General features: G+C 37.6%; 33 protein-coding genes. 7 read left to right on the top strand and 26 right to left on the bottom strand.

Annotated features, from left to right (window positions below):
* Window positions 1-1,098, top strand: a 1,098-nt coding sequence (locus tag A9G48_RS11665; RefSeq protein ID WP_065576075.1) for a DUF6708 domain-containing protein, incomplete at its 5' end; no start/stop codon positions are given.
* A 466-nt stretch (window positions 1,099-1,564) separates the two neighbouring features.
* On the opposite strand, the gene A9G48_RS08675 is transcribed toward A9G48_RS11665, so the two are convergent.
* Window positions 1,565-3,286 carry a thiamine pyrophosphate-dependent enzyme gene (locus A9G48_RS08675; protein ID WP_034948057.1) on the bottom strand — a complete coding sequence of 574 codons (1,722 nt, stop codon included), beginning with the start codon at window positions 3,284-3,286 and terminating at the stop codon, window positions 1,565-1,567.
* A 258-nt stretch (window positions 3,287-3,544) separates the two neighbouring features.
* On the opposite strand from A9G48_RS08675, the gene A9G48_RS08670 reads away from it, so the two are divergent.
* Together A9G48_RS08670 and fmt are read left to right on the top strand one after the other, a co-directional pair.
* Window positions 3,545-5,413 (top strand): SLC13 family permease, encoded by a 1,869-nt coding sequence (locus A9G48_RS08670; RefSeq protein WP_051825440.1) that lies wholly within the window; start codon window positions 3,545-3,547, stop codon window positions 5,411-5,413.
* A gap of 570 nt (window positions 5,414-5,983) precedes the next feature.
* Window positions 5,984-6,928 carry a methionyl-tRNA formyltransferase gene (gene fmt, locus A9G48_RS08665; RefSeq protein WP_065576076.1) on the top strand — a complete coding sequence of 315 codons (945 nt, stop codon included), beginning with the start codon at window positions 5,984-5,986 and terminating at the stop codon, window positions 6,926-6,928.
* 52 nt (window positions 6,929-6,980) lie between these two features.
* Here the strand turns inward: fmt and tehB are convergent, their stop codons facing one another.
* A complete protein-coding gene (gene tehB / locus A9G48_RS08660) occupies window positions 6,981-7,841 on the bottom strand; it encodes an SAM-dependent methyltransferase TehB (RefSeq protein ID WP_034948054.1) in 861 nt (286 codons plus the stop codon).
* Window positions 7,842-8,029: 188 nt separating this feature from the next.
* Here tehB and fabI point away from each other — a divergent pair, with 188 nt between their 5' ends.
* From fabI to A9G48_RS08640, 4 genes are all read left to right on the top strand, one after another.
* A complete protein-coding gene (gene fabI / locus A9G48_RS08655) occupies window positions 8,030-8,818 on the top strand; it encodes an enoyl-ACP reductase FabI (RefSeq protein WP_034948051.1) in 789 nt (262 codons plus the stop codon).
* Between the two features lie 201 nt (window positions 8,819-9,019).
* On the top strand, window positions 9,020-9,586 hold the full coding sequence (gene slyD, locus A9G48_RS08650; RefSeq protein WP_034948048.1) for a peptidylprolyl isomerase: 567 nt from the start codon (window positions 9,020-9,022) through the stop codon (window positions 9,584-9,586).
* Window positions 9,587-9,756: 170 nt separating this feature from the next.
* Window positions 9,757-10,425: a RadC family protein gene (radC, locus tag A9G48_RS08645; RefSeq protein WP_034948045.1), complete on the top strand. Its 669-nt coding sequence runs from the start codon at window positions 9,757-9,759 to the stop codon at window positions 10,423-10,425.
* A 64-nt stretch (window positions 10,426-10,489) separates the two neighbouring features.
* Entirely contained in the window at window positions 10,490-10,693 is a 204-nt protein-coding gene (locus tag A9G48_RS08640; RefSeq protein WP_034948042.1) for a SlyX family protein, read from the top strand.
* Window positions 10,694-11,081: 388 nt separating this feature from the next.
* On the opposite strand, the gene rplQ is transcribed toward A9G48_RS08640, so the two are convergent.
* From rplQ to rplB, 24 genes are all read right to left on the bottom strand, one after another.
* The gene (rplQ, locus tag A9G48_RS08635) at window positions 11,082-11,468 is read right to left on the bottom strand and encodes a 50S ribosomal protein L17 (RefSeq protein WP_034948039.1); all 387 of its coding nucleotides are present in this window, start codon (window positions 11,466-11,468) and stop codon (window positions 11,082-11,084) included.
* 29 nt (window positions 11,469-11,497) lie between these two features.
* A complete protein-coding gene (locus A9G48_RS08630) occupies window positions 11,498-12,487 on the bottom strand; it encodes a DNA-directed RNA polymerase subunit alpha (protein ID WP_034948034.1) in 990 nt (329 codons plus the stop codon).
* A 25-nt stretch (window positions 12,488-12,512) separates the two neighbouring features.
* Complete coding sequence (gene rpsD / locus A9G48_RS08625) at window positions 12,513-13,133, bottom strand: 30S ribosomal protein S4 (protein WP_034948031.1); 621 nt, start codon at window positions 13,131-13,133, stop codon at window positions 12,513-12,515.
* A 43-nt stretch (window positions 13,134-13,176) separates the two neighbouring features.
* Window positions 13,177-13,566 (bottom strand): 30S ribosomal protein S11, encoded by a 390-nt coding sequence (gene rpsK, locus A9G48_RS08620; protein ID WP_034948028.1) that lies wholly within the window; start codon window positions 13,564-13,566, stop codon window positions 13,177-13,179.
* Window positions 13,567-13,582: 16 nt separating this feature from the next.
* A complete protein-coding gene (rpsM, locus tag A9G48_RS08615; protein ID WP_034948025.1) occupies window positions 13,583-13,939 on the bottom strand; it encodes a 30S ribosomal protein S13 in 357 nt (118 codons plus the stop codon).
* 167 nt (window positions 13,940-14,106) lie between these two features.
* Window positions 14,107-14,220 (bottom strand): 50S ribosomal protein L36, encoded by a 114-nt coding sequence (rpmJ, locus tag A9G48_RS08610; RefSeq protein WP_025314403.1) that lies wholly within the window; start codon window positions 14,218-14,220, stop codon window positions 14,107-14,109.
* A 26-nt stretch (window positions 14,221-14,246) separates the two neighbouring features.
* Complete coding sequence (secY, locus tag A9G48_RS08605; RefSeq protein WP_034948022.1) at window positions 14,247-15,587, bottom strand: preprotein translocase subunit SecY; 1,341 nt, start codon at window positions 15,585-15,587, stop codon at window positions 14,247-14,249.
* Window positions 15,588-15,595: 8 nt separating this feature from the next.
* Entirely contained in the window at window positions 15,596-16,030 is a 435-nt protein-coding gene (rplO, locus tag A9G48_RS08600) for a 50S ribosomal protein L15 (RefSeq protein ID WP_034948019.1), read from the bottom strand.
* A gap of 5 nt (window positions 16,031-16,035) precedes the next feature.
* Window positions 16,036-16,215: a 50S ribosomal protein L30 gene (rpmD, locus tag A9G48_RS08595; protein ID WP_025314400.1), complete on the bottom strand. Its 180-nt coding sequence runs from the start codon at window positions 16,213-16,215 to the stop codon at window positions 16,036-16,038.
* Between the two features lie 6 nt (window positions 16,216-16,221).
* Window positions 16,222-16,722: a 30S ribosomal protein S5 gene (rpsE, locus tag A9G48_RS08590; protein WP_025314399.1), complete on the bottom strand. Its 501-nt coding sequence runs from the start codon at window positions 16,720-16,722 to the stop codon at window positions 16,222-16,224.
* A 14-nt stretch (window positions 16,723-16,736) separates the two neighbouring features.
* On the bottom strand, window positions 16,737-17,090 hold the full coding sequence (rplR, locus tag A9G48_RS08585) for a 50S ribosomal protein L18 (protein WP_034948016.1): 354 nt from the start codon (window positions 17,088-17,090) through the stop codon (window positions 16,737-16,739).
* Window positions 17,091-17,099: 9 nt separating this feature from the next.
* Complete coding sequence (rplF, locus tag A9G48_RS08580; protein ID WP_034948013.1) at window positions 17,100-17,633, bottom strand: 50S ribosomal protein L6; 534 nt, start codon at window positions 17,631-17,633, stop codon at window positions 17,100-17,102.
* Window positions 17,634-17,644: 11 nt separating this feature from the next.
* On the bottom strand, window positions 17,645-18,037 hold the full coding sequence (gene rpsH / locus A9G48_RS08575; RefSeq protein ID WP_034948010.1) for a 30S ribosomal protein S8: 393 nt from the start codon (window positions 18,035-18,037) through the stop codon (window positions 17,645-17,647).
* Window positions 18,038-18,054: 17 nt separating this feature from the next.
* The gene (gene rpsN, locus A9G48_RS08570; RefSeq protein WP_025314395.1) at window positions 18,055-18,360 is read right to left on the bottom strand and encodes a 30S ribosomal protein S14; all 306 of its coding nucleotides are present in this window, start codon (window positions 18,358-18,360) and stop codon (window positions 18,055-18,057) included.
* Between the two features lie 11 nt (window positions 18,361-18,371).
* The gene (rplE, locus tag A9G48_RS08565; RefSeq protein WP_034948006.1) at window positions 18,372-18,911 is read right to left on the bottom strand and encodes a 50S ribosomal protein L5; all 540 of its coding nucleotides are present in this window, start codon (window positions 18,909-18,911) and stop codon (window positions 18,372-18,374) included.
* A gap of 17 nt (window positions 18,912-18,928) precedes the next feature.
* Window positions 18,929-19,243 carry a 50S ribosomal protein L24 gene (gene rplX, locus A9G48_RS08560; protein ID WP_034948003.1) on the bottom strand — a complete coding sequence of 105 codons (315 nt, stop codon included), beginning with the start codon at window positions 19,241-19,243 and terminating at the stop codon, window positions 18,929-18,931.
* A 10-nt stretch (window positions 19,244-19,253) separates the two neighbouring features.
* The gene (gene rplN / locus A9G48_RS08555; RefSeq protein ID WP_025314392.1) at window positions 19,254-19,625 is read right to left on the bottom strand and encodes a 50S ribosomal protein L14; all 372 of its coding nucleotides are present in this window, start codon (window positions 19,623-19,625) and stop codon (window positions 19,254-19,256) included.
* Window positions 19,626-19,823: 198 nt separating this feature from the next.
* Window positions 19,824-20,084, bottom strand: coding sequence for a 30S ribosomal protein S17 (gene rpsQ / locus A9G48_RS08550; RefSeq protein WP_034911151.1), 261 nt, complete (start codon window positions 20,082-20,084; stop codon window positions 19,824-19,826).
* 1 nt (window position 20,085) lies between these two features.
* Window positions 20,086-20,277, bottom strand: a complete 192-nt coding sequence (gene rpmC / locus A9G48_RS08545; RefSeq protein ID WP_034948000.1) for a 50S ribosomal protein L29 — start codon at window positions 20,275-20,277, stop codon at window positions 20,086-20,088.
* Window positions 20,278-20,688, bottom strand: a complete 411-nt coding sequence (gene rplP / locus A9G48_RS08540) for a 50S ribosomal protein L16 (RefSeq protein WP_025314389.1) — start codon at window positions 20,686-20,688, stop codon at window positions 20,278-20,280. It abuts the gene before it with no gap.
* A 12-nt stretch (window positions 20,689-20,700) separates the two neighbouring features.
* Window positions 20,701-21,438, bottom strand: coding sequence for a 30S ribosomal protein S3 (rpsC, locus tag A9G48_RS08535; RefSeq protein WP_025314388.1), 738 nt, complete (start codon window positions 21,436-21,438; stop codon window positions 20,701-20,703).
* Between the two features lie 14 nt (window positions 21,439-21,452).
* Window positions 21,453-21,785: a 50S ribosomal protein L22 gene (gene rplV / locus A9G48_RS08530; protein WP_034947997.1), complete on the bottom strand. Its 333-nt coding sequence runs from the start codon at window positions 21,783-21,785 to the stop codon at window positions 21,453-21,455.
* A gap of 13 nt (window positions 21,786-21,798) precedes the next feature.
* Window positions 21,799-22,077 carry a 30S ribosomal protein S19 gene (gene rpsS, locus A9G48_RS08525; protein WP_024496505.1) on the bottom strand — a complete coding sequence of 93 codons (279 nt, stop codon included), beginning with the start codon at window positions 22,075-22,077 and terminating at the stop codon, window positions 21,799-21,801.
* A gap of 19 nt (window positions 22,078-22,096) precedes the next feature.
* Window positions 22,097-22,921, bottom strand: a complete 825-nt coding sequence (gene rplB / locus A9G48_RS08520; protein ID WP_034947994.1) for a 50S ribosomal protein L2 — start codon at window positions 22,919-22,921, stop codon at window positions 22,097-22,099.
* Between the last annotated feature and the right edge of the window lie 10 nt (window positions 22,922-22,931).

Genomic DNA, 22,931 nt, shown 5'->3' with positions numbered 1-22,931 from the left:
ATGTACGTTGGTGAATTTTTATTGTGGTTTGGTAGCGCCATAAAAGCCGAAACCCGCAAAAAATTAAAAATGGGCTATACCAGTGGCGATATGACGCTAAAAGAAGTCCAAAAAAACTACACTCAAGAATCCGTCAGTAATAACCCCAGACCAATAGGACCTTACTACGCCTATAACGATCGCTATTTAGAGATCCGTGGCGGCATGTTTGAAAATTTTCGGGGGATTTTGACTTGGATTAGTTTACTTATTTTTTTGATTCCTTGTTTTAGTGGATACTTGGGATTAAACACTCTACTGAAATTATATAATCACGAACGTGATAATATAATTTCAGGTATATTTTCAATTACATTTCACTCAATTATAGTTATTTTATTAACCTATTTATGTATCCGCTATTTCCGCTATATTTATCGCTTTGAACTATTTACCATCCGCCATATTCGGGTACGGTTTAATCGAATTACAAAGCAAGTATATATTCAACGCCCTAAATATTGCGGTGGCACGGTGGTATTTAAGTGGGAACATATTATGCCCGCCAACTTTGGCGAGACTGGCTCAGACATGGGGGGCACTAATATGGTCAATCTAATAACCTTTCATCCTTATAAAACCGGCTTTCCGGTTGCTCAATCCGTCGGCATTGGCAAAAATACTTATCATGCCCAAGACTATAAAGACGAATGGGAATTTATTCGCCGGTATATGGAGCACGGCCCCGAAAACTTGCCAAAACCACGCCTAAGCACCCATTTACCCATGCCTTTTCATGGCTTTGAGGGGCATATAAAGCCCATGATTCATGCAGCTAAAAATGCCCCAACGGCATGGGTGTATTTACTGCTTATTCCTGTATTTTTAATTTTATTACCGTTTTACACTATCGGCTACTTTATTTCGGAATGCCTGTGTTGGCAACAGCGATGGCCAAAAGTTATACGCCAAGCAGGTCAAATGGGCAAACCCACCCCAAAAGAAACCACTTTAGCGGACTACCCCCCTAAAGTACAACAAGCCCTATTAGATAGCCGTTTGCAATGGAGCGTGCGTGACGAAAAAACAGGAAAGTTAGTTGATTATGGAAATTCATAAAAATTAAATGTGGTTTTAACATTCGGTATTTTAATAGTATGTTTTATTCTGGCACAGTTATGGGCGGTATCTTAATTAAGTGCCATACAAAGCGCTGACAACGAAAGAAGCTAGCCTTTCAAACACGAACAATGCCTAAAAACAGAACAAAAGCGGAAGAGTCTGTCACCACTCCGCCACTTTGTTTCTGGCACCTGCGTAGGGATTGTAAAAAGGGGTCATCAATACCCTTTGCTCAAACGTTACCACAAAATTAATTGTATTTCGCAAAAGATAAAAATATCCCAAATCCTAACTGCACTGAAAAATTTAAAGCTTGCTGCATCAAATCGTTGCTATTTTAAAATGACTCTAACTAATGCTGTTTAGAGTTTATCTGTATATATACAATACGCTTAATTATTAAAGTGACGATTAATTCAAAATCCAATATTCTGCCGTTTACCACAGCAGAATATATGTAGGGTTATTTTTTAACAAAATTATCAATTAATAAATTAACAACGTCCCCCATTTTGCCTGTTAATGAAGCTTTAACACTATAAAGTGCCATGCCCATAACTTGTGATCTTTGAATTTCAGGTGGCATAACAAGTTCATTAGCACTGGTTTTTACATCCAATAATGCAGGACCAGGGTGAGCTAGAAATGATTGCATAGCAGCTTCAAGCAAGTCTGAATCATCAACACTAATTGCAAATAAGCCCATCGATTCTGCTACTTTAGCAAAGTTAGGATTTTGTAAATGAGTATAATGATCTACAATCCCTTCGACTTTTTGTTCTAATTCAACAAAATTAAGTGAACCATTATTTAGCACAATGATTTTTATTGGTAATTTTTCTTGAATTGTGGTTAATAAATCCCCTAACAACATGCTAATACCACCATCACCTGATAAAGTAATCACTTGTCGTTCAGGAAAAGCCTTTTGTACGCCTAAGGCCTGTGGCATCGCATTTGCCATGGTTCCGTGTTTTAAACTAATGACTGTTCGCCTTTTTCCGTTGGTTTTGAAATGGCGACAAGCCCAAACCATAGCAGATCCGACATCGGCACAAAGGACTGCATCATTCGTTGCGTATTTATCTACAAGTTCAGTTAAATATTGGGGATGAATAGTAGACTTTGAAGGCATCGCTTTTCTATTCAATTTATTCATGGCATTGTCATATAATGACAGGCATGTTTCTAAAAATTTTGTATCATTTTTTTCCTTAATTAATGGAAATAATGCAGCTAAAGTCGACTTGCTACTACCGACAACACCAATATTAACTGGATGGCGTCGTCCAAGGTGCGTTGCGTCAATATCAATTTGGATAATTGTAGCGTTATTGGGATAAAATTGTGACCATGCAAAATCGACACCTAACATTAAAAGTACATCACACTTTTTTATCGCCATATTGCCAGATTCTACGCCAAATATCCCTGTCATACCGACATTATAAGGGTTGTCATATTCCACAAAATCTTTCCCACGAGAGGTATGCACAATAGGCGATTTTAATTTTTCGGCAAGCGCTATAAGTTCATTATGGGCATCATGCACGCCTTGTCCGGCAAAAATAGCTATTTTTGTGTTTTTATTTAAGATATCGGCAATTTCCATTAACTCTTGATCTGATGGACGTATAATTGGTTTAGGATGATAAATTCTATAACCGCTGTTATCCTCAACCTTTTCTAAACTAATATTATAAGGAATCACTAACACCGCTACACCACGTTGATTAATCGCTGCTTGAATTGCGGCAGTGGTAATTTGCCTTGCCTGAGTTGGGTCATTAATTTGGCGGCAAAATACCGAACAATTTTTATAGATCGATTCAAAATCCACTTCTTGTGGAAAATCTGTCCCTTGTTGCGAGGTCACAAGTTGGCTTGCTAACAAAATAACCGGAGATTTATTACGCTGTGCTTCATAGATACCATTAATAAAATGTAAACTACCTGGTCCGCAAGAACCAGCACATGCCGTTATTTGATTAGTCAAATACGCCTCTGCTCCTGCTGCAAAAGCCCCGACTTCTTCATGACGAACATGAATCCATTGAATATCACTTTTTTTAATTGCTGAAGTAATATGATTTAATGTATCGCCGACTATACCATAACAATGTTTAACACCTGCTTCAGTCAAAACATCAACTATAATTTGTGCAACAGATTTTTTTGATAACATATTGCCTCCTGACTATAATTAATTTATCGAATATTTATATTGGTTAAATTACACTTAACTTTTAATAAAGCGAATAGATTATAAAAAAACAGCAGGAAATGTTAAAAATATAAGTATAGTAAGGGTTTTCCCAAAATAAACTTTTATGAAGACTATTCCCTATTCTAATAAACCAAGCTATTATGAACAAAATCCAAACAATCTCATAGAGCTGCTTTTGTGAAAAATTTGTCATATTGGCATGATTTATTGATATCAATGACTGCACTTTTACCCAATTATTTTATTGAATATTATCGCTTAATTACTGTTTGCTTATTGTTATTAATAGCCATTTTTATGTTTTCATTCAGTAAATTAAGAATGGATATTATTTCATTACTTACAATTACTGTTATCATCATAACTGGCGTGTTAACACCTGCCGAAGCATTATCAGGATTTAGCGATCCTAATATCATTTTAATTGCTTTGTTATTTGTTATTGGTGAAAGCCTAGTTAGAACGGGCGTTTCATATAAAATGAGTGAATATATATTAAAAGTAGCCGGCAAAAATGATATTCGAATTGTTATTTGTATTATGTTAGGCGTTGCTTTGCTTGGATCAATAATGAGTTCGACTGGCGTTGTTGCAATTTTTATTCCTGTCGCTATTAGTATTTCTAATCATACCGGTATTCATGTAAAAAAATTAATGATGCCACTTTGTATCGCTGCATTAATCAGCGGTATGATGACTTTAGTTGCCACTGCACCAAATCTAGTTGTTAATAGTGAACTTAGTCGTGCGAATTTAACAGAATTTGGGTTTTTCTCTATTACACCAATTGGCTTAGGTGTTTTAGTTGTAGGCGTTTTTTATTGTATATTTACACGTAATTGGCTGCTTACTGCAGATCAAGTTATGCCAACAAATACCCAACCACAAAGACGAAAAATCACCGATTTAATTCGAGATTATAAATTAATTGGTCGTGCACATCGAGCACAAATATTAGCTGGTTCACCTTTTGTAGGACGTACAATCGATAGTTTGCATTTACGCAGTGAACATGGTGTAAATGTAATAGGTATTGAACGTTGGCGTAAATTCCATAAGGTTTTGATACCAGTTAATGGTTCAACTGAATTTCGTGAGAATGATATTTTATTATTAGATATGTCACATTCGGAAGCTGATTACCGTACTTTTTTAACCATCAATAACCTAGAGCCCAAAATACTGCGTGGTGAGTATTTTTCAGAACAAGTAAAACAAGTCGGCATGGCCGAAGTCGCCCTACTACCCGAATCAACACTCTGCGGCAAAACACTCAACGAAATTGATTTTAGAGGAAAGTATTTCTTAACTGTCATTGGAATATGGCGTAATCATGCGCCTGTTGAGACAAGTAACTTATTCCAAGAGCGTTTAGAAATGAGCGATACTTTATTAGTGTGTGGTGATTGGGGATCAATTCAAAAATTACAAACTCGTACCAGTGATTTTGTGGTATTGGACTATCCTTCGGATATCGACGATGTTGCACCCGCAAGTGCACAAGCGCCTGCAGCGTTAATTAATCTGGCTATTATGATTATTTTAATGGTAACAGGTATTGTACCGAATGTGGTTGCAGCACTAATCGCCTGTTTATTAATGGGGGCAACGCGCTGTATTGATATGACTAATGCTTATAAGTCAATACATTGGCCTACTTTAATTTTAATTATTGGTATGATGCCATTTGCGGTGGCATTAAATAAAACAGGGGGAATCTCATTAATATCTGCTTGGTTAGAGATCCATTTACATTCCTTTGGACCTTATATGGTGCTGACATTTATTTTTTTATTATGTTCAACTGTTGGGTTATTTATTTCAAATACAGCAACCGCAATTTTAATTGCTCCAATCGCTATTGATTTAGCTGTAAAATTTGGCTATTCACCGTATCCTTTTGCCATGACAGTAGCTATTGCTACGTCCGCCTCATTTATTACACCTGTATCATCACCAATAAAAACCATGGTGGTTGCACCTGGTGGTTATAGTTTTAGTGACTTTGTAAAAGTTGGTGTGCCATTAACATTTTTAGTAATGGCTGTAGACATTGCTTTAGTACCAATATTTTTTCCATTTTAAGGTGTATTAAGGCAAAGGTTTATTTTATTGTTAATAATAAAACGTGTTAATAAGATAATTACATTTATAAAATCAGTCTATTAATCAATAATAATAGATAGCAAAATTTATACTTGCTAAAAATTGAAAAGATTAATTATCAGTGAATTTATACAAACAATTACGGCACTTATTGTTACTAAGCCGTGTTAATCAGCTTAGTAACATTTGTGAGTTTAATAGCTTAAATTTTGTGCCGAAGAGTAATTCGACAAATCGAATCTGGTAAGATCAGCGATAATACATTCATCAGCAATGATAGTATGATAATACAAAGATAACCTATTTTGAGCAGTAATTAATTTTGCATCCATTACCAATACGGTATGAAATTGCAGCAACAAATCCCCTAAGTCTGCAAAGAATGTATGATTAAAGGTAATTTGCGTTTTTAATTTCTCTATTTTCAGTTCAATATTTTATAGAGGCACTGATAACAAACTATAATGCTTACGATTTAAAGATTCCTAATAGAATTTTAGTTATAATAACCATGATTCTTTTGATTATGGATAAAATTTTATGCCACATCTGACTAAACCATTAAAGGTTATCTTTGCAGGAACACCTGATTTTGCAGCTACCCATTTAAAAGCATTGATAAATTCACACCACAATGTAATTGCTGTTTTTACTCAGCCCGATCGCCCTGCAGGTCGCGGTAATAAATTAACCGCAAGTCCCGTTAAGCAATTAGCTATTGAAAATAATCTGCCGATTTATCAACCGACAACACTTAGATCCGAAGAAATTCAAAGAACCATCGATAAACTTAATGCTGATATTATGATTGTTGTTGCTTATGGGCTTATTTTGCCTCAAGCTCTGCTTGATATGCCAAAACTAGGGTGTTTAAATGTGCATGGTTCATTACTACCTCGTTGGCGTGGTGCAGCACCAATTCAACGTGCTTGCTGGGCTGGGGATCAAGAAACAGGAATTACTATTATGCAAATGGATGCAGGGCTTGATACGGGCGATATGCTATATAAACTTGCTTGCCCAATTGAACCAAATGATACAAGCGCTTCATTGTATGACAAATTAGCAAAATTAGGATCACAAGGCTTACTCAATACATTAACGTTAATCAGTGAAGGAAAAATTCAACCAGAAAAGCAAGATGAAGCAAAAGCCACCTATGCTCAAAAGCTCTCTAAGCAAGAAGCCAAACTTGATTGGAATTTACCTGCCGAGCAACTTGAACGTTGTGTTCGTGCTTTTAATCCATGGCCAGTAAGTTATTTTGAAGTTAATAACGAATCAAAAAAAGTATGGCAAGCCGAAGTGGTAAAAATAGCACACAATAAACCAGCTGGTACTATTTTACAAGCCGATAAAAATGGGATTTGCATAGCAACAAGTAAAGATGCATTAAATATGACAAAACTCCAACCTGCAGGCAAAAAACCAATGTTACCCCAAGATTTATTAAACTCTCGCCAATCTTGGTTTAATATTGGCGAAAAACTTTAGCGCATATTAGACAATAAAGCCTAAATATTACAGGATATTTATTCTTGTAATACTATGGCTTTTTTGCCAATAATGTGGCAAATCTTAATTTAATTCGATTACCATTTATATCTGTTTTATGTAATTCACCGATATCTTCATTGTATTTTATGATTTCCCAATCTTGATAGTAGCTATGGAGTTCATTTTCTTTAAACGTAAATGGAAATCCAACAGAACATGGGTAGTCTTTCGTAGACATGGCACTTACAATCAGATTATAACCACCCGATTTGGTGATTGTCTGCATATTATTAAGCACAGCAGGAACTTTTTCAGGCTGTAAGAACATCATCACTACCGTTGAAATAATAAGGTCATATGAACCTTGCCAATTAGCTTGGTTGATGTCGTAAACTGTAGCTTTAATATGTTCTAGCTTTTCTTCATTAATCACTTGTTGTAAGTTTTTAATGCTCGGTTCAGATTTATCTACTGCATCCACATCAAATCCTAATAGCTGCAAATAAAGTGAATTACGCCCTGAACCACAGCCGAAATCTAAAACCTTACCAGCAGGAATTATTCTGGCTGTAGCTAGTACATCAGAATGAGTTTTAGTCATTTGGTATTTTTTATGGGTATAGTCTTCTGCCAAACAATAAAATGACAGTTGGCATTGTAAATCATCCGATACTTTATCAATAAAATGCCATTGCTGAGGTGGAATAAATGGTGGCTGGTGGACAACATCATAATGATGTTGAGACTTTAATTCTCCTTGATTTGTTAGTATTTTAAAATCCATACTCCCTTTTATGATCTGAAGCTTTGCCCATGTACCAGCTTGAGTATTATGTTTTTCGCGAAACGATTGAGGTAATGATTTGGTATCCCAAATAGGTAATGTTTTATAACAAATTAAGTTTTTCAATTTATTATCACTATTTTAGTAAACTAATAGTTGACTATTATAGTCAATTATTGATGATATAAACAATATATTATTGATAAGACTAATACAAAACCAAGAAAAATAAATTTATAGTGGCGAAGTTGACCTTATCAACATATAATCATCGTCATCCTAAACTATATAGTAAAATAATAGAGGAAAAATTTATGGGATTTTTAACAGGTAAACGCATACTCGTTACCGGTGTTGCAAGTAACCGTTCTATTGCTTACGGTATTGCACAAGCAATGCATCGTGAAGGTGCTGAATTAGCCTTCACTTACCAAAATGATAAATTAAAAGCACGCGTTGAAGAATTTGCTGCTGATTTTGGTTCTAAAATCATTCTACCTTGTGATGTCGCACATGATGAAAGCATAACTAACTTATTTACTGAGCTAGCAAATACATGGGATAAATTCGATGGCTTTGTCCACGCTATTGCCTTTGCCCCTGGTGATCAATTAGATGGCGATTATGTTAATGCTGTTACACGTGAAGGGTTCGCTATTGCTCATGATATCAGCTCTTATAGTTTTGTTGCTATGGCTAAAGCTTGTCGTTCAATGTTAAATCCGAATTCAGCATTAGTTACCCTATCTTACCTTGGTGCTGAACGTGCAATTCCTAATTATAATGTTATGGGGCTTGCTAAAGCATCTTTAGAAGCTAATGTTCGCTATATGGCAAATGCAATGGGACCAGAAGGTATTCGTGTTAATGCGATTTCTGCAGGTCCAATTCGTACACTTGCAGCATCTGGTATTAAAGATTTTAAAAAGATGCTATCTCACTGTGAATCAGTAACCCCAATCCGTCGTACGGTAACAATAGAAGATGTGGGGAATTCAGCAGCATTCTTATGTTCAAACCTTTCGTCTGGTATTACTGGAGAAGTGATTCATGTCGATGGTGGATTTAGCATTGCTGCAATGAATGAGTTAGAACTTAAATAAGATTGATTTTTAACACTAAAAAAGGGCATCAACGATTATCTTGATGCCTTTTTTAATGGTAGTTAATAACAAATTATTATTTTATTGCGTTATGTTATTCTTTTATTAGTTTTGAACAAAATAGAAAATTTAGAATACATAACTTCTTTTTTCCGCTAAAATCTAAAGTAATTTGCTCAATACAAGTCTGTTGGAGAAAAAATGAAAATAGCAAAAAATAAAGTAGTCAGTTTGGCATACCAAGTGCGCACTAAAGATGGTGTGTTAGTTGATGAAGCTACAGCTACTGCACCACTTGAGTATTTGCAAGGTGCGGGTAACTTATTACAAGATCTAGAAAATGCTTTGGAAGGGCATCAAGTTGGTGATAAATTTGACGTTGAACTAATTAATGCTTACGGAGATTTTAATGATGCTCTTGTACAAAATGTTCCTCGTGATGTGTTTGTAGGCGTTGATCAACTCGAAGTGGGAATGCGTTTTTTTGCCGATACCGATCAGGGCTCTTTACCAGTTGAGATCACGGCTATTGATGGCGATACTATCACCATTGATGGTAATCATATGCTAGCAGGGCAAGATCTAAAATTTAATATTGAAGTATTAGCGATTCGTGAAGCAACAGAAGAAGAAATCGCACACGGTCATATTCATGGTGCTCATGGACACGATCATGGTGGTTGCGGTTGTGGTGGTCATGATCATGAACAAGATGATGAAAATCATGGTTGTTGTGGCGGTGGTCATGGCGGATGTGGCTGTCACTAGTTTTATCGCAAATTGATATTTTAAAGCGCTTTATAGCGCTTTTTCTTTTTTTGCAAAATTGTGAAAAAAGGTTTATTTTTTTGTGAAATTGCTCGGAATATTTCCTTTTTTGGGGTTATTGAATCAATCATTCAGTCATAATTTACTTTTAATCACTAAATAAAAGTACAATGTCCTTAGAATATCCTCAATTAATGCCTCGTGAAAAACTATTAAAATTTGGTGTTGAAGCATTAAGTGATGCTGAACTATTGGCGCTATTTTTACGAACAGGTACCCGTAATTTGCCTGTTTTAGCGTTGTCACAAAGTTTATTAAATGATTTTGGTTCCTTGTATAATTTAATTAATGCAAGTCACCAAGATTTTTGCCAAAAAAATGGCTTAGGTACCGCTAAGTATACGCAATTAAAAGCAGTTGTTGAACTTTCATCGCGTTATTTAAAGGTGAAAATGGCGCACGAAAATTTACTTTCTTCACCATCAGTAACTCATCACTATTTAGCTAGTCGTTTAGCCAATAAAGATCGTGAAATTTTTATGGTGATTTTTTTAGATAATCAACATCATGTTATTTCATCTGAAGAGATGTTTGTTGGTACCTATAATTGTGTAGAAGTCCACCCTCGTGAAATTGTCAGACGAGCACTACAACATAATGCAGCTGCATTAATCTTAGCGCATAATCACCCTTCAGGCATGGCAGAACCGAGTCAAGCAGATCGTCATCTTACTCAAAAAATAGAAGAGGTTTGCAGATTAGTTGATATTCGAGTTATAGACCATATTGTTATCGGCAAAGGCGAATATGTCTCTTTTGCTGAGCGCAGATGGATTTAATCGCTATTTTTACTTACAATAGAGAACATTGCTAATCAATACAATATCTAAACGTGAATATCTTATGAAAAAACAAATTGAACTATTAGAAACTAAAATCGCTTTCCAGGAAATTACCATTGATGAGCTTAATCAAATGGTTACAAACTTACAAGCCGATATAAGCAAATTAAAAGAGCAGTTAATATTATTATCACAAAAACTTCAAGCTTCTCAATCTACTAATATTGCTAACTTATCAGAAGAAACTCCTCCACCTCACTATTGATCACTCTTTTTAGATAAATAATTTGTAATATGCGATATAAGCTTATATAGCCATAACTAAATATTGCAATTAAAAAAGAGCGTTAAATTTTTATATTTAAACTTTGTTCTTATTAATGTTTATACAAAACAAGAAAAACATCGATATTAAGCTCATATAAAAAATTATATGTGAAATTATAGATAAACTCATTACTATTTACAGCTACAGCATTATTAAAGGTGTAGCCATAAATAGTCGAGCTATTTTATAAAAGTAGTTAATATATAAGAAATATAGAAAATAAAGATATGATAAATCTTAGAGTAATTAAAAACTAAATAACAGAATATTATTTCAATAAAAAACCGGCATATAGCCGGGTTTTTTATACAATGATTTAATTATCTTATTCAGCTGCTGCTTCTGCTTCTGCTGCAGGGCGATCAACTAATTCAATATAAGCCATTGGAGCATTATCTCCATTACGGAATCCACATTTTAAGATACGTACATATCCACCTGGGCGGGTAGCAAAACGTGGACCTAATTCTGAAAATAATTTTTTCACTGTATCTTTATCACGGATACGAGCAAAAGCCAGACGGCGATTAGCTACGCTATCGCTTTTGGCTAGCGTAATTAACGGTTCAACAACACGACGCAACTCTTTTGCTTTTGGCAATGTAGTTTTGATGATTTCATGTTCAACAAGTGAACTAGTCATGTTACGAAACATTGCTTGACGATGGCTGCTATTTCGGTTCAGTTGACGACCACTTTTACGATGGCGCATAACTTTATCCTTCTTATATAAATTTTATTTTAGTCTTCAACAATACTTGCTGGTGGCCAATTCTCAAGACGCATGCCTAAGGATAAACCACGAGATGCGAGTACATCCTTAATTTCAGTAAGTGATTTCTTACCAAGATTAGGGGTTTTAAGTAGCTCAACTTCAGTACGTTGTACTAAATCACCAATATAATGAACTGCTTCTGCTTTTAAGCAATTAGCAGACCGAACAGTTAATTCTAAATCATCCACTGGACGTAGAAGAATAGGATCAAATTCCGGTTTATCTTCTTTCACTTCTGGTTGACGTACATCGCGTAAATCAACGAAAGCTTCAAGTTGTTCAGCCAAAATAGTTGATGCACGACGGATAGATTCTTCAGGATCGATAGTACCATTTGTTTCCATATCGATGACGAGTTTATCTAAATCAGTTCGTTGTTCCACACGAGCAGCATCAACAGAATAAGCGATACGCTCTATAGGACTATAACAAGCATCAACCAATAAACGACCGATTGGTCGCTCTTCATCTTCTGACTTAACGCGAGCAGAAGCAGGGACATAACCACGTCCTCGTTGTACACGAATACGCATACTAATTGAAGCATTGGCATCGGTAAGATGACAAATCACTAAATCAGGGTTGGCAATTTCAACATCGCCATCATGAGTGATATCAGATGCAGTAACAGCACCAATACCTGATTTATTTAAAGTCAGCATAACATCATCTTTAGTATGCACACGCACTGCTAACTTTTTTAAATTAAGCAGAATATCAAGTACATCTTCTTGGACGCCTTCTTTAGTACTATACTCATGCAGAACACCGTCAATTTCAACTTCGGTTACTGCATATCCCGGCATAGATGATAATAAAATGCGGCGTAGTGCATTACCTAAAGTATGACCAAAACCTCGCTCAAGTGGCTCTAAAGTCACTTTAGCATGAGTCCGGCTGTATTGAACAACATCAACTAGGTGAGGTTTTAAAAACTCTGTTACAGAACCCTGCATTATGTCCTCTCTTAAGTGCTAAACTTTACTTAGAGTAAAGTTCGACGATCAAATGTTCGTTGATGTCAGCAGATAAATCTGAGCGTTCTGGTAGACGTTTAAATACGCCTTCCATTTTGCCAGCATCAACTTCTAACCAAGTTGGTTTTTCACGTTGTTCAGCTAGCTCTAAAGCAGCTTTAATACGTGCTTGTTTTTTTGATTTTTCGCGAACACTAATCACATCTTCTGGTGAAACCTGATAAGATGCAATATTTACAACGCGACCATTAACAAGAACAGCTTTATGACTAACTAATTGACGAGCTTCAGCACGAGTTGCACCGAATCCCATACGATAAACAACGTTATCTAAGCGGCGTTCTAAAAGACCAAGTAGGTTTTCACCTGTATTGCCTTTAATGCGCGCAGCATTTTTATAGTAATTACGGAATTGACGTTCTAAAATTCCATAAATACGTCTAACTTTCTGTTTCTCACGTAACTGAACACCATAATCTGATAAACGCGGTTTACGCGCACCATGTTGCCCAGGAGCTTGTTCTAACTTACATTTACTGTCAATCGCTCGAACGCCAGATTTAAGAAACAAATCTGTACCTTCACGACGACTTAATTTGAGCTTTGGTCCCAAATATCTTGCCATTTTATTTCTCCAATAATCCTAAACATTCAGCGTTTAATAAAAATTAAACACGACGTTTTTTTGGTGGACGACAACCGTTATGAGGAATCGGAGTAACATCAGTAATGTTAGTGATGCGATAACCCGCAGCATTTAATGCACGAATTGTTGACTCACGACCAGGACCAGGTCCTTTTACCATAACTTCCAGATTCTTAATTCCGTAATCTTTTACAGCTTCAGCACAACGTTCTGCTGCAACCTGAGCAGCAAAAGGAGTCGACTTACGAGAGCCACGGAAACCAGAACCACCAGCGGTTGCCCAACCCAACGCATTACCTTGTCGATCGGTAATAGTTACGATTGTATTGTTAAATGATGCATGAATATGAGCTACACCATCAGAAACTTGCTTTTTTACACGTTTACGTGTACGAACAGGTGTCTTTGCCATTTATTTATCACCTCAATTATTTCTTGATTGGCTTACGCGGTCCCTTACGGGTACGAGCGTTAGTCTTAGTGCGTTGACCACGGACAGGAAGTCCACGACGATGACGCATGCCACGATAACAACCAAGGTCTAATAAACGCTTGATACTCATAGTTACTTCACGACGTAAATCACCTTCAACAGTAAATTTAGCGACTTGTTCGCGTAACTTTTCAATCTGATCTTCAGATAGTTCTCTGATCTTAACATTCTCAGGAATACCAGCTTCAGCGCAAATTGTCTTAGCACGGGTATTTCCGATACCATAAATTGCTTGTAAAGCAATTACAGCATGTTGCTGATCAGGAATGTTAATGCCTGCTATACGGGCCACTATGCACTCCTTTTTTTGTTAATGTTAGCAAACTCACCATACTGAAAAGCCCGTTTTCAGGATACTCAAATAGTGAGTTTACAAATAAATTAGGCTGGCTATTCTAGCCAGCTTTACTATACTTTGGCAAGTAAAATATACAAAATTTCAACTTTACAGTTAAATAATTAACCTTGACGTTGTTTGTGTTTACCTTCAACGCAAATAACTCGAACAATACCATTGCGTTTAATGATTTTACAATTTCTGCATAATTTCTTGACTGAAGCACGAACTTTCATTTTTTTCTCCGTAACTTCGGGCTAACTTATCGGCCATAGCCTTTAAGATTCGCTTTCTTTAACACTGACTCATAACGATTTGGCATCATTAAAGTCTGTACTTGTGCCATAAAATCCATGATTACAACAACAACAATTAATAAAGAAGTTCCACCGAATTGAACAGGAACTTTCATTGCACTTGTCATAAACATTGGGACCAAACATACAAAAGTAATGTAAATAGCGCCAATTAGCGTTAAACGTGTCATTACTTTGTCAATATACTTAGATGTTTGTTCACCTGGACGGATACCTGGAATAAATGCACCAGATTTTTTTAATTGTTCAGCTGTTTCTCTTGGGTTGAAAACCAACGCTGTATAAAAGAAACAAAAAAAGATAATCGCTGCCGCAAAAAAGATTATATATAACGGTTGTTCATGTGAGAAATATTGTCCAATAAGCACAATAATATATCTCCATCCTTCCCCATCTCCTTGAAACCAAGAAGCCATCATAGATGGTAACATAACAATTGTTGAGGCAAATATTGCAGGAATAACCCCTGCCATATTAATCTTTAATGGTAAGTGTGACGATTGTGCCGCATAGATACGACGGCCTTGTTGGCGTTGTGCGTAGTTAACAACTATTCGTCGCTGACCGCGTTCAACAAATACAACAAAATAAGTCACACCAATCACTAATGCTGCAACAACTAACAATAAAATCGGATGTAAATTTCCAGAACGAGCTTGTTCAATTGTTTCATATATTGCATGAGGAAGACCAGCCACAATACCAGCAAAGATAATGATTGAAATTCCATTACCTACGCCTCGCTCTGTAATCTGCTCGCCGAGCCACATAAGAAACATAGTGCCAGTAATTAAACTAACCGATGCAATAAAATAGAAAGAAAATCCAGGATTAATCACCACATGACCATAGCCAGGAATGTTTGGTAAACCAGTTGCAATACCAATCGACTGCACAATCGCTAAAGCTAATGTACCATAGCGTGTATATTGACTAATTTTCTTACGCCCTGATTCACCTTCTTTCTTCAATTCTGCTAACTTAGGACTAATTGCCGTTAATAACTGTACAATAATTGATGCAGAAATATAAGGCATTATACCTAATGCAAAAATTGAAGCACGGCTTAAAGCACCACCAGAGAACATATTGAACATACCCACAATACCATTTGATGATGCTTGTGTTAGTAAATCCGATAACGCTTTAGTATCAATACCAGGAACCGGGATGTAAGAACCTAAACGAAAAACAATTAGCGCCAATAGCACAAACATTAATCGTTTTTGCAACTCCCCACTACCACCACGTGTACTTTGAAAATCTAATCCTGGTTGCTTTGCCATTTTTCTACTTATTCCTCAATTTTTCCGCCAGCAGCTTCAATTGCAGCTTTTGCACCTTTAGTTACTCGAATACCACGAACTGTTACTGGTTTTGTTACTTCGCCAGATAACATAATCTTCGCATATTCAATTTGTGAATTAATCACATTAGCAACTTTCAAGCTATTCAGGTCAACAATTTCACCTTCGACTTTCATTAAATCAGAAAGACGAACTTGTGCCGTAACTTGTGCCTTACGTGAGGTAAAACCAAATTTAGGTAAACGACGATATAAAGGCATTTGACCACCTTCAAAGCCGCGACGCACGCCACCACCTGAACGAGATTTTTGACCTTTAATACCACGAGTACCAGTTTTACCTAAACCAGAACCGATTCCTCGGCCTAAACGTTTAGATGCATGCTTTGAACCTTCAGCAGGAGATAAAGTATTTAAACGCATTACTATTACTCCTCCACTTTAACCATGTAATAAACTTGGTTCACCATACCTCGAATTGCAGGAGTATCCTCACGTTCAACAGTATGACCAATACGGCGCAATCCTAAACCAACTAACGTTGCTTTATGCTTCGGTAGACGACCAATAGAACTACGCGTTTGTGTAATTTTAATTGTTTTTGCCATGGCTAATTACCCCAAAATTTCTTCGACGGTTTTACCACGCTTAGCAGCAACCATTTCTGGTGATTTCATATTTTCTAAGCCATCAATCGTTGCACGAACCACATTAATTGGGTTAGTAGAACCATATGCTTTAGCTAGAACGTTACGAACTCCAGCAACTTCTAAAACGGCACGCATTGCACCACCGGCAATAATACCAGTACCTTCTGATGCTGGTTGCATATAAACACGAGAACCTGTATGAGCACCTTTAACTGGATGCTGTAAAGTATCATTGTTTAAAGCAACATTAATCATATTACGACGTGCTTTTTCCATTGCTTTTTGGATTGCTGCTGGCACTTCACGTGCCTTACCATATCCAAAACCTACGCGGCCATTACCGTCACCAACAACTGTTAGTGCAGAAAAACTAAAAATACGACCACCTTTTACGGTTTTAGAAACTCGGTTAACTGCGATTAGTTTTTCCTGCAGTTCACCAGCTTGTTTTTCGATGTTTGACATCTTTAACTCCTACCTTAGAACTGTAGGCCAGCTTCGCGAGCAGCATCTGCTAGCGCCTGAACTCGACCATGATATTGGAAACCTGAACGATCAAAAGAAACTTCTTTTATATCCTTCGCTAATGCACGCTCTGCAATTACTTTACCAACTGCTGCTGCTGCATCTTTGTTTCCGGTGTATTTTAAACTTTCTCTGATAGCTTTTTCTAAAGTAGAAGCAGCTGCCAGTACTTCTGATCCGTTTGGTGCGATAATCTGCGCATAAATATGACGCGGAGTGCGATGAACCACCAAGCGAGTTGCAAGTAGTTCATGCATCTTGCGACGCGCTTTAGTTGCACGACGGATACGAGCTGATTTCTTATCCATAGTGTTACCTTACTTTTTCTTAGCTTCTTTAGTACGCACAACTTCATCTGCGTAACGAACACCTTTACCTTTATAAGGCTCAGGACGACGATAAGCACGGATATCTGCTGCAACTTGTCCAATTAACTGTTTATCAGCACTTTTCAGAACGATCTCAGTTTGAGAAGGACATTCAGCGGTTACACCTGCAGGTAGCTGATGCTCAATTGGATGAGAATATCCAAGAGATAAACCAATTTCACTACCTTTAACTTGTGCACGATAACCGACACCAACTAGCTGAAGTTTTTTAGTAAAACCTTCAGTAACACCAATAACCATTGCATTAATTAACGCCCGAGCGGTACCTGCTTGAGCCCAAGCATTAGCAAAACCATCTCGAGGGGCAAATTTAATTTGTCCTTCTTCTTGATTAATAACAACAGCATTATTTATTGTACGAGTTAACTCGCCATTTTTACCTTTAATCGTAATTACCTGACCATTGAGTTTTACCTCTACGCCAGCAGGAATAACGACAGGTGCTTTTGCAACACGAGACATTTTTTTCTCCCTTACGCTACGTAGCAGATAATTTCACCACCAAGACCTGCTTGGCGTGCTGCTCGATCAGTCATAACACCTTTAGAAGTAGAAACAACTGCGATACCTAGTCCAGCCATAACTTTTGGCAATTCATCTTTACGCTTATAAATACGTAAACCTGGACGACTAACACGTTTAATGCTCTCTACAACAGCTTTACCTTGGAAATACTTAAGTGTAATTTCCAGTTCCGGCTTAGTGTCACCAACAATTTTATAGTCCCCGATGTAACCTTCTTCTTTTAGCACATTGGCAATTGCCACTTTTAGCTTAGAGGAAGGCATGGTGACTGCAACTTTATTCGCAGCTTGACCGTTACGAATACGGGTCAACATATCTGCTATAGGATCTTGCATGCTCATCTATAACACTCCCCTGATTACCAACTTGCCTTTTTAAGACCAGGAATCTCACCACGCATGGCTGACTCACGAACCTTAATACGGCTTAAACCAAACTTACGAAGGACGCCATGAGGACGACCTGTTTGACGACAACGACGACGTTGACGTGATGGACTAGAATCACGAGGAAGCGTTTGCAATTTAAGCACTGCATTCCAACGATCTTCATCTGATGCATTAAGATCAGAGATAATCGCTTTTAATTCTTGACGCTTTGCAAAATATTTTTCTGCTAGCTTAACGCGTTTCTTATCGCGTTCAATCATTGATTGTTTAGCCATTATACCCTACCTTACTTACGAAATGGGAAGTTAAAGGCAGATAATAAAGCTCGGCCTTCTTCATTTGATTGTGCACTTGTTGTGATAGTAATATCTAAACCACGAACACGATCAACTTTATCATAATCGATTTCAGGGAAAACGATTTGCTCACGAACACCCATGCTATAATTACCACGACCATCAAAAGATTTTGCGCTTAGACCACGAAAATCTCGGGTGCGAGGAAGGGCAATATAAACTAGACGTTCAAAAAACTCCCACATACGTTCGCCACGTAAAGTGACTTTACAACCAATAGGATACCCTTGACGGATTTTAAAACCAGCAACTGATTTGCGTGCTTTAGTGACTAGTGGTTTTTGACCACTGATTGCAGCTAAATCTGCAACAGCATTATCTAATAATTTCTTATCAGTAATTGCTTCACCCACACCCATATTCAAGGTGATCTTTTCGATCCGAGGGACTTGCATGACAGATTTGTAGCCAAACTGTTCTTGCAGCTTATTTACTACCTGTGTTTTGTAGTAATCATGCAGTTTCGCCATCGTACACTCCAAATTACTTAATTGATTAACTTATTAGTAGACTTATAAAAACGGACTTTTTTACCGTCTTCAAAACGAAAGCCTACACGATCTGCTTTGTCTGTTTCAGGATTATAAATTGCCACATTAGAAACATTAATTGCTGCCTCTTTCTCAACAATTCCACCTTCTTGATTCAGTGCCGGTACAGGTTTTTGGTGTTTTTTCACCAAGTTAATACCCTCAACAATCACTTTACCAGTAGACAAAACGCTTTTCACTTTACCGCGCTTACCTTTATCTTTACCAGTTAACACGATAACTTCATCATCTCGACGGATTTTCGCTGCCATTTCCCGCTCCTTAAAGTACTTCTGGTGCTAATGAAATGATCTTCATAAACTTCTCTGAACGAAGTTCACGAGTGACCGGTCCAAAAATACGCGTACCAATCGGTTGCTCACTGTTATTATTTAAAATAACACAAGCATTACGATCGAAACGAATGACAGAACCATCAGGGCGACGAACACCTTTTCTAGTTCGCACGACAACAGCTTTAAGAACATCACCTTTTTTAACTTTACCACGTGGAATTGCTTCTTTAATGGTAACTTTGATGATATCACCTACCGCTGCATAACGACGGTGCGATCCACCGAGAACCTTGATACACATTACGCTACGTGCGCCAGAATTATCAGCAACATCGAGCCTAGTCTGTTCTTGGATCATTTTAATGCTCCGTTTAAATAAATTATTGTCTAATCTACCTTCATCCACCTCAACAACCATGGATAAGAATAGACAACCAAAAAACCACATATATGTGAGGGCACATAGTATAACACCACTCAAATAAAATGGATAGCATAAAATAAACGGCTACGATTAGCCGCTTATTATATTATGTTCGGTTTTTAATCAAATAGATTAAATCACCGCTTTTTCTACGATTCGAACAAGAGTCCAAGATTTCGTTTTTGATAACGGACGACACTCTTTAATTTCTACAGTATCCCCAATACCACACTCGTTGTTTTCATCATGTACATGCAATTTAGTCGTACGTTTTATGAACTTACCATATAACGGATGCTTCACTTTACGTTCAATAGCCACAGTAATGGATTTATCCATTTTGTCGCTAATAACACGACCTTGCTGAGTACGAATTTTTACTTCAGTAGTCATATTACGCACCCGCCTTCTCAGTTATTAATGTCTTAACACGTGCAACATTACGACGCACTTGCTTTAACATATGAGTCTGTGTCAACTGACCTCCAGCTAATTGCATACGTAAGTTAAATTGCTCACGTAATAAATTAAGAAGTTCAGTATTTAACTCTTCAACGCTTTTTTCGCGTAGCTCTTTTGCTTTCATTTACATCACCGTCTTAATTACAAAGGTGGTTTTAATTGGCAGTTTTGCAGCTGCCAACGCAAATGCTTCACGAGCAACTTCTTCCGGTACTCCGTCCATCTCATAAAGGACTTTACCTGGTTGAATCTGAGCAACCCAGTATTCAACGTTACCCTTACCTTTACCCATACGCACTTCAAGTGGCTTTTCAGTAATTGGCTTATCAGGGAAAACTCGAATCCAGATTTTACCTTGACGCTTAACTGCACGAGTCATTGCACGACGTGCTGCTTCGATCTGGCGCGCAGTCAAACGACCACGACCCACAGCCTTAAGACCGAATGTACCGAAACTAACGTCAGTACTCACAGCAAGACCACGATTGCGGCCCTTGTGCACTTTACGGAATTTTGTACGCTTTGGTTGTAACATCAGCGACGCTCCTTATTGTTTTCGGCCTTTGCGCTGCTTTTTCGGTTGAGCAGCAGGTTGTTTTTCTGCTTGTTCAACGGCAGCCATACCACCAAGGATCTCACCTTTGAAGATCCACACTTTAACACCAATAATACCATAGGTAGTTAATGCTTCAGATAAACCATAGTCAATATCAGCTCGTAATGTATGTAAAGGTACTCGACCTTCACGATACCATTCGCTACGAGCAATTTCAGCGCCGCCTAAACGACCACTTACTTCAACTTTGATACCTTTAGCACCTGCTTTCATTGCATTTTGAACCGCTCGTTTCATAGCACGACGGAACATAACACGGCGTTCAAGCTGAGAAGTGATGCTATCTGCAACTAATTTAGCATCTAGTTCAGGTTTACGAACTTCAGCAATATTAATTTGCACTGCAACATCACGTTTTTCTCTTTTGTCTTTGTATTTATTGACAATAGAAGCTACGGCATTACGTAATTTTTCAACGTCCTCACCTTTTTTACCAATCACAATACCCGGACGAGCAGTATGAATAGTAATGCGAACGTTAGTTTCTGCTGAACGATCGATCACAATTTTAGAAATTGATGCTTGAGCTAATTCTTTATTCAAGAACTCACGCACCCTAAAATCACTTTCTAAATTATCAGCGAATGTCTTTGTACCCGAATACCATGTAGATGTCCAAGGCTTAACAATGCCTAGTCGGATACCATTTGGATTTACTTTTTGACCCATTGCTATTCTCCAGCCTAGCGATCTGAGACGATCACGGTAATGTGACTCGTACGCTTCAAAATGCGATCTGCACGACCTTTCGCACGAGGCATAATGCGCTTCATGGTTGGGCCTTCGTCTACGAAAATTTTCGCAACTTTTAGATCATCAATATCAGCACCATCGTTATGCTCTGCATTAGCAATAGCAGACTCTAATACTTTTTTAACAAGTACAGCCGCTTTTTTATTGGTGTATGTTAAAATATCAAGTGCCTGAGACACATTTTTACCGCGAACTAGATCTGCAACTAAGCGAACTTTTTGTGCAGAAGAACGAGCGTGGCGGTACTTTGCAATTGTTTCCATCTCTTTCTCCTACTTATTTCTTCTTAGCTTTCTTATCCGCCGCGTGGCCGCGATAAGTACGAGTCGGCGCGAATTCACCCAATTTATGCCCAACCATTTCATCGGAAACATAAACTGGAACGTGCTGACGACCATTATGGACAGCGATGGTCAAGCCGATCATATTAGGAAAGATCGTTGAACGACGGGACCAAGTACGAATTGGTTTCTTGTCCCCGCTTTCCACCGCTTTCTCTACCTTCTTCAGCAAGTGTAGGTCAATAAAAGGACCCTTCTTGAGAGAACGTGGCATAGCTAATCCTCTATATTAATTATTTCTTATTGCGACGGCGAACAATATACTTATCAGTACGTTTGTTGCTACGCGTTTTCAATCCTTTGGCTTTTTGACCCCATGGAGACACAGGATGTTTACCAAAGTTACGACCTTCACCACCACCATGTGGATGGTCTACCGGGTTCATTGCTGTTCCACGAACAGTAGGACGAACACCACGCCAACGCGTCGCACCCGCTTTACCTAATACGCGAAGCATATGCTCTGAATTACCTACTTCACCGATAGTAGCACGGCAATCAGATAATACTTTACGCATTTCACCTGAACGCAAACGTAATGTTACATAAGCACCATCACGTGCAACGATTTGAACATAACTACCAGCAGAGCGAGCAAGTTGTCCGCCTTTACCTGGTTTCATTTCAATATTATGTACGGTAGAACCGACTGGAATATTGCGCATTGGTAAACAGTTACCTGTTTTAATTGATGCATCAACACCAGATTGGATCTGATCACCTGCTTTTAAGCCTTTAGGCGCTAAAATATAACGACGCTCACCGTCTTTATATAAAATTAATGCAATATTTGCACTACGGTTTGGATCATATTCCAAACGCTCAACAACCGCTGGAATACCATCTTTATTTCGCTTAAAGTCAACAATACGGTAATGCTGTTTATGACCACCGCCGATATGACGAGTAGTGATTCGACCATTATTATTGCGACCACCAGTTTTGCTTTTTGAATCAAGCAATGGTGCATAAGGTTTACCTTTATGCAACTCTGGGTTAACCACCTTAACAACGTGGCGACGACCCGGAGATGTAGGTTTACATTTAACAACTGCCATTGTTCTTACT

The organism is Gilliamella sp. wkB18 (assembly GCF_001690875.1).
Taxonomy (GTDB): domain Bacteria; phylum Pseudomonadota; class Gammaproteobacteria; order Enterobacterales; family Orbaceae; genus Gilliamella; species Gilliamella apicola_A.
This window is presented reverse-complemented; position numbering and strand designations above follow the sequence as displayed.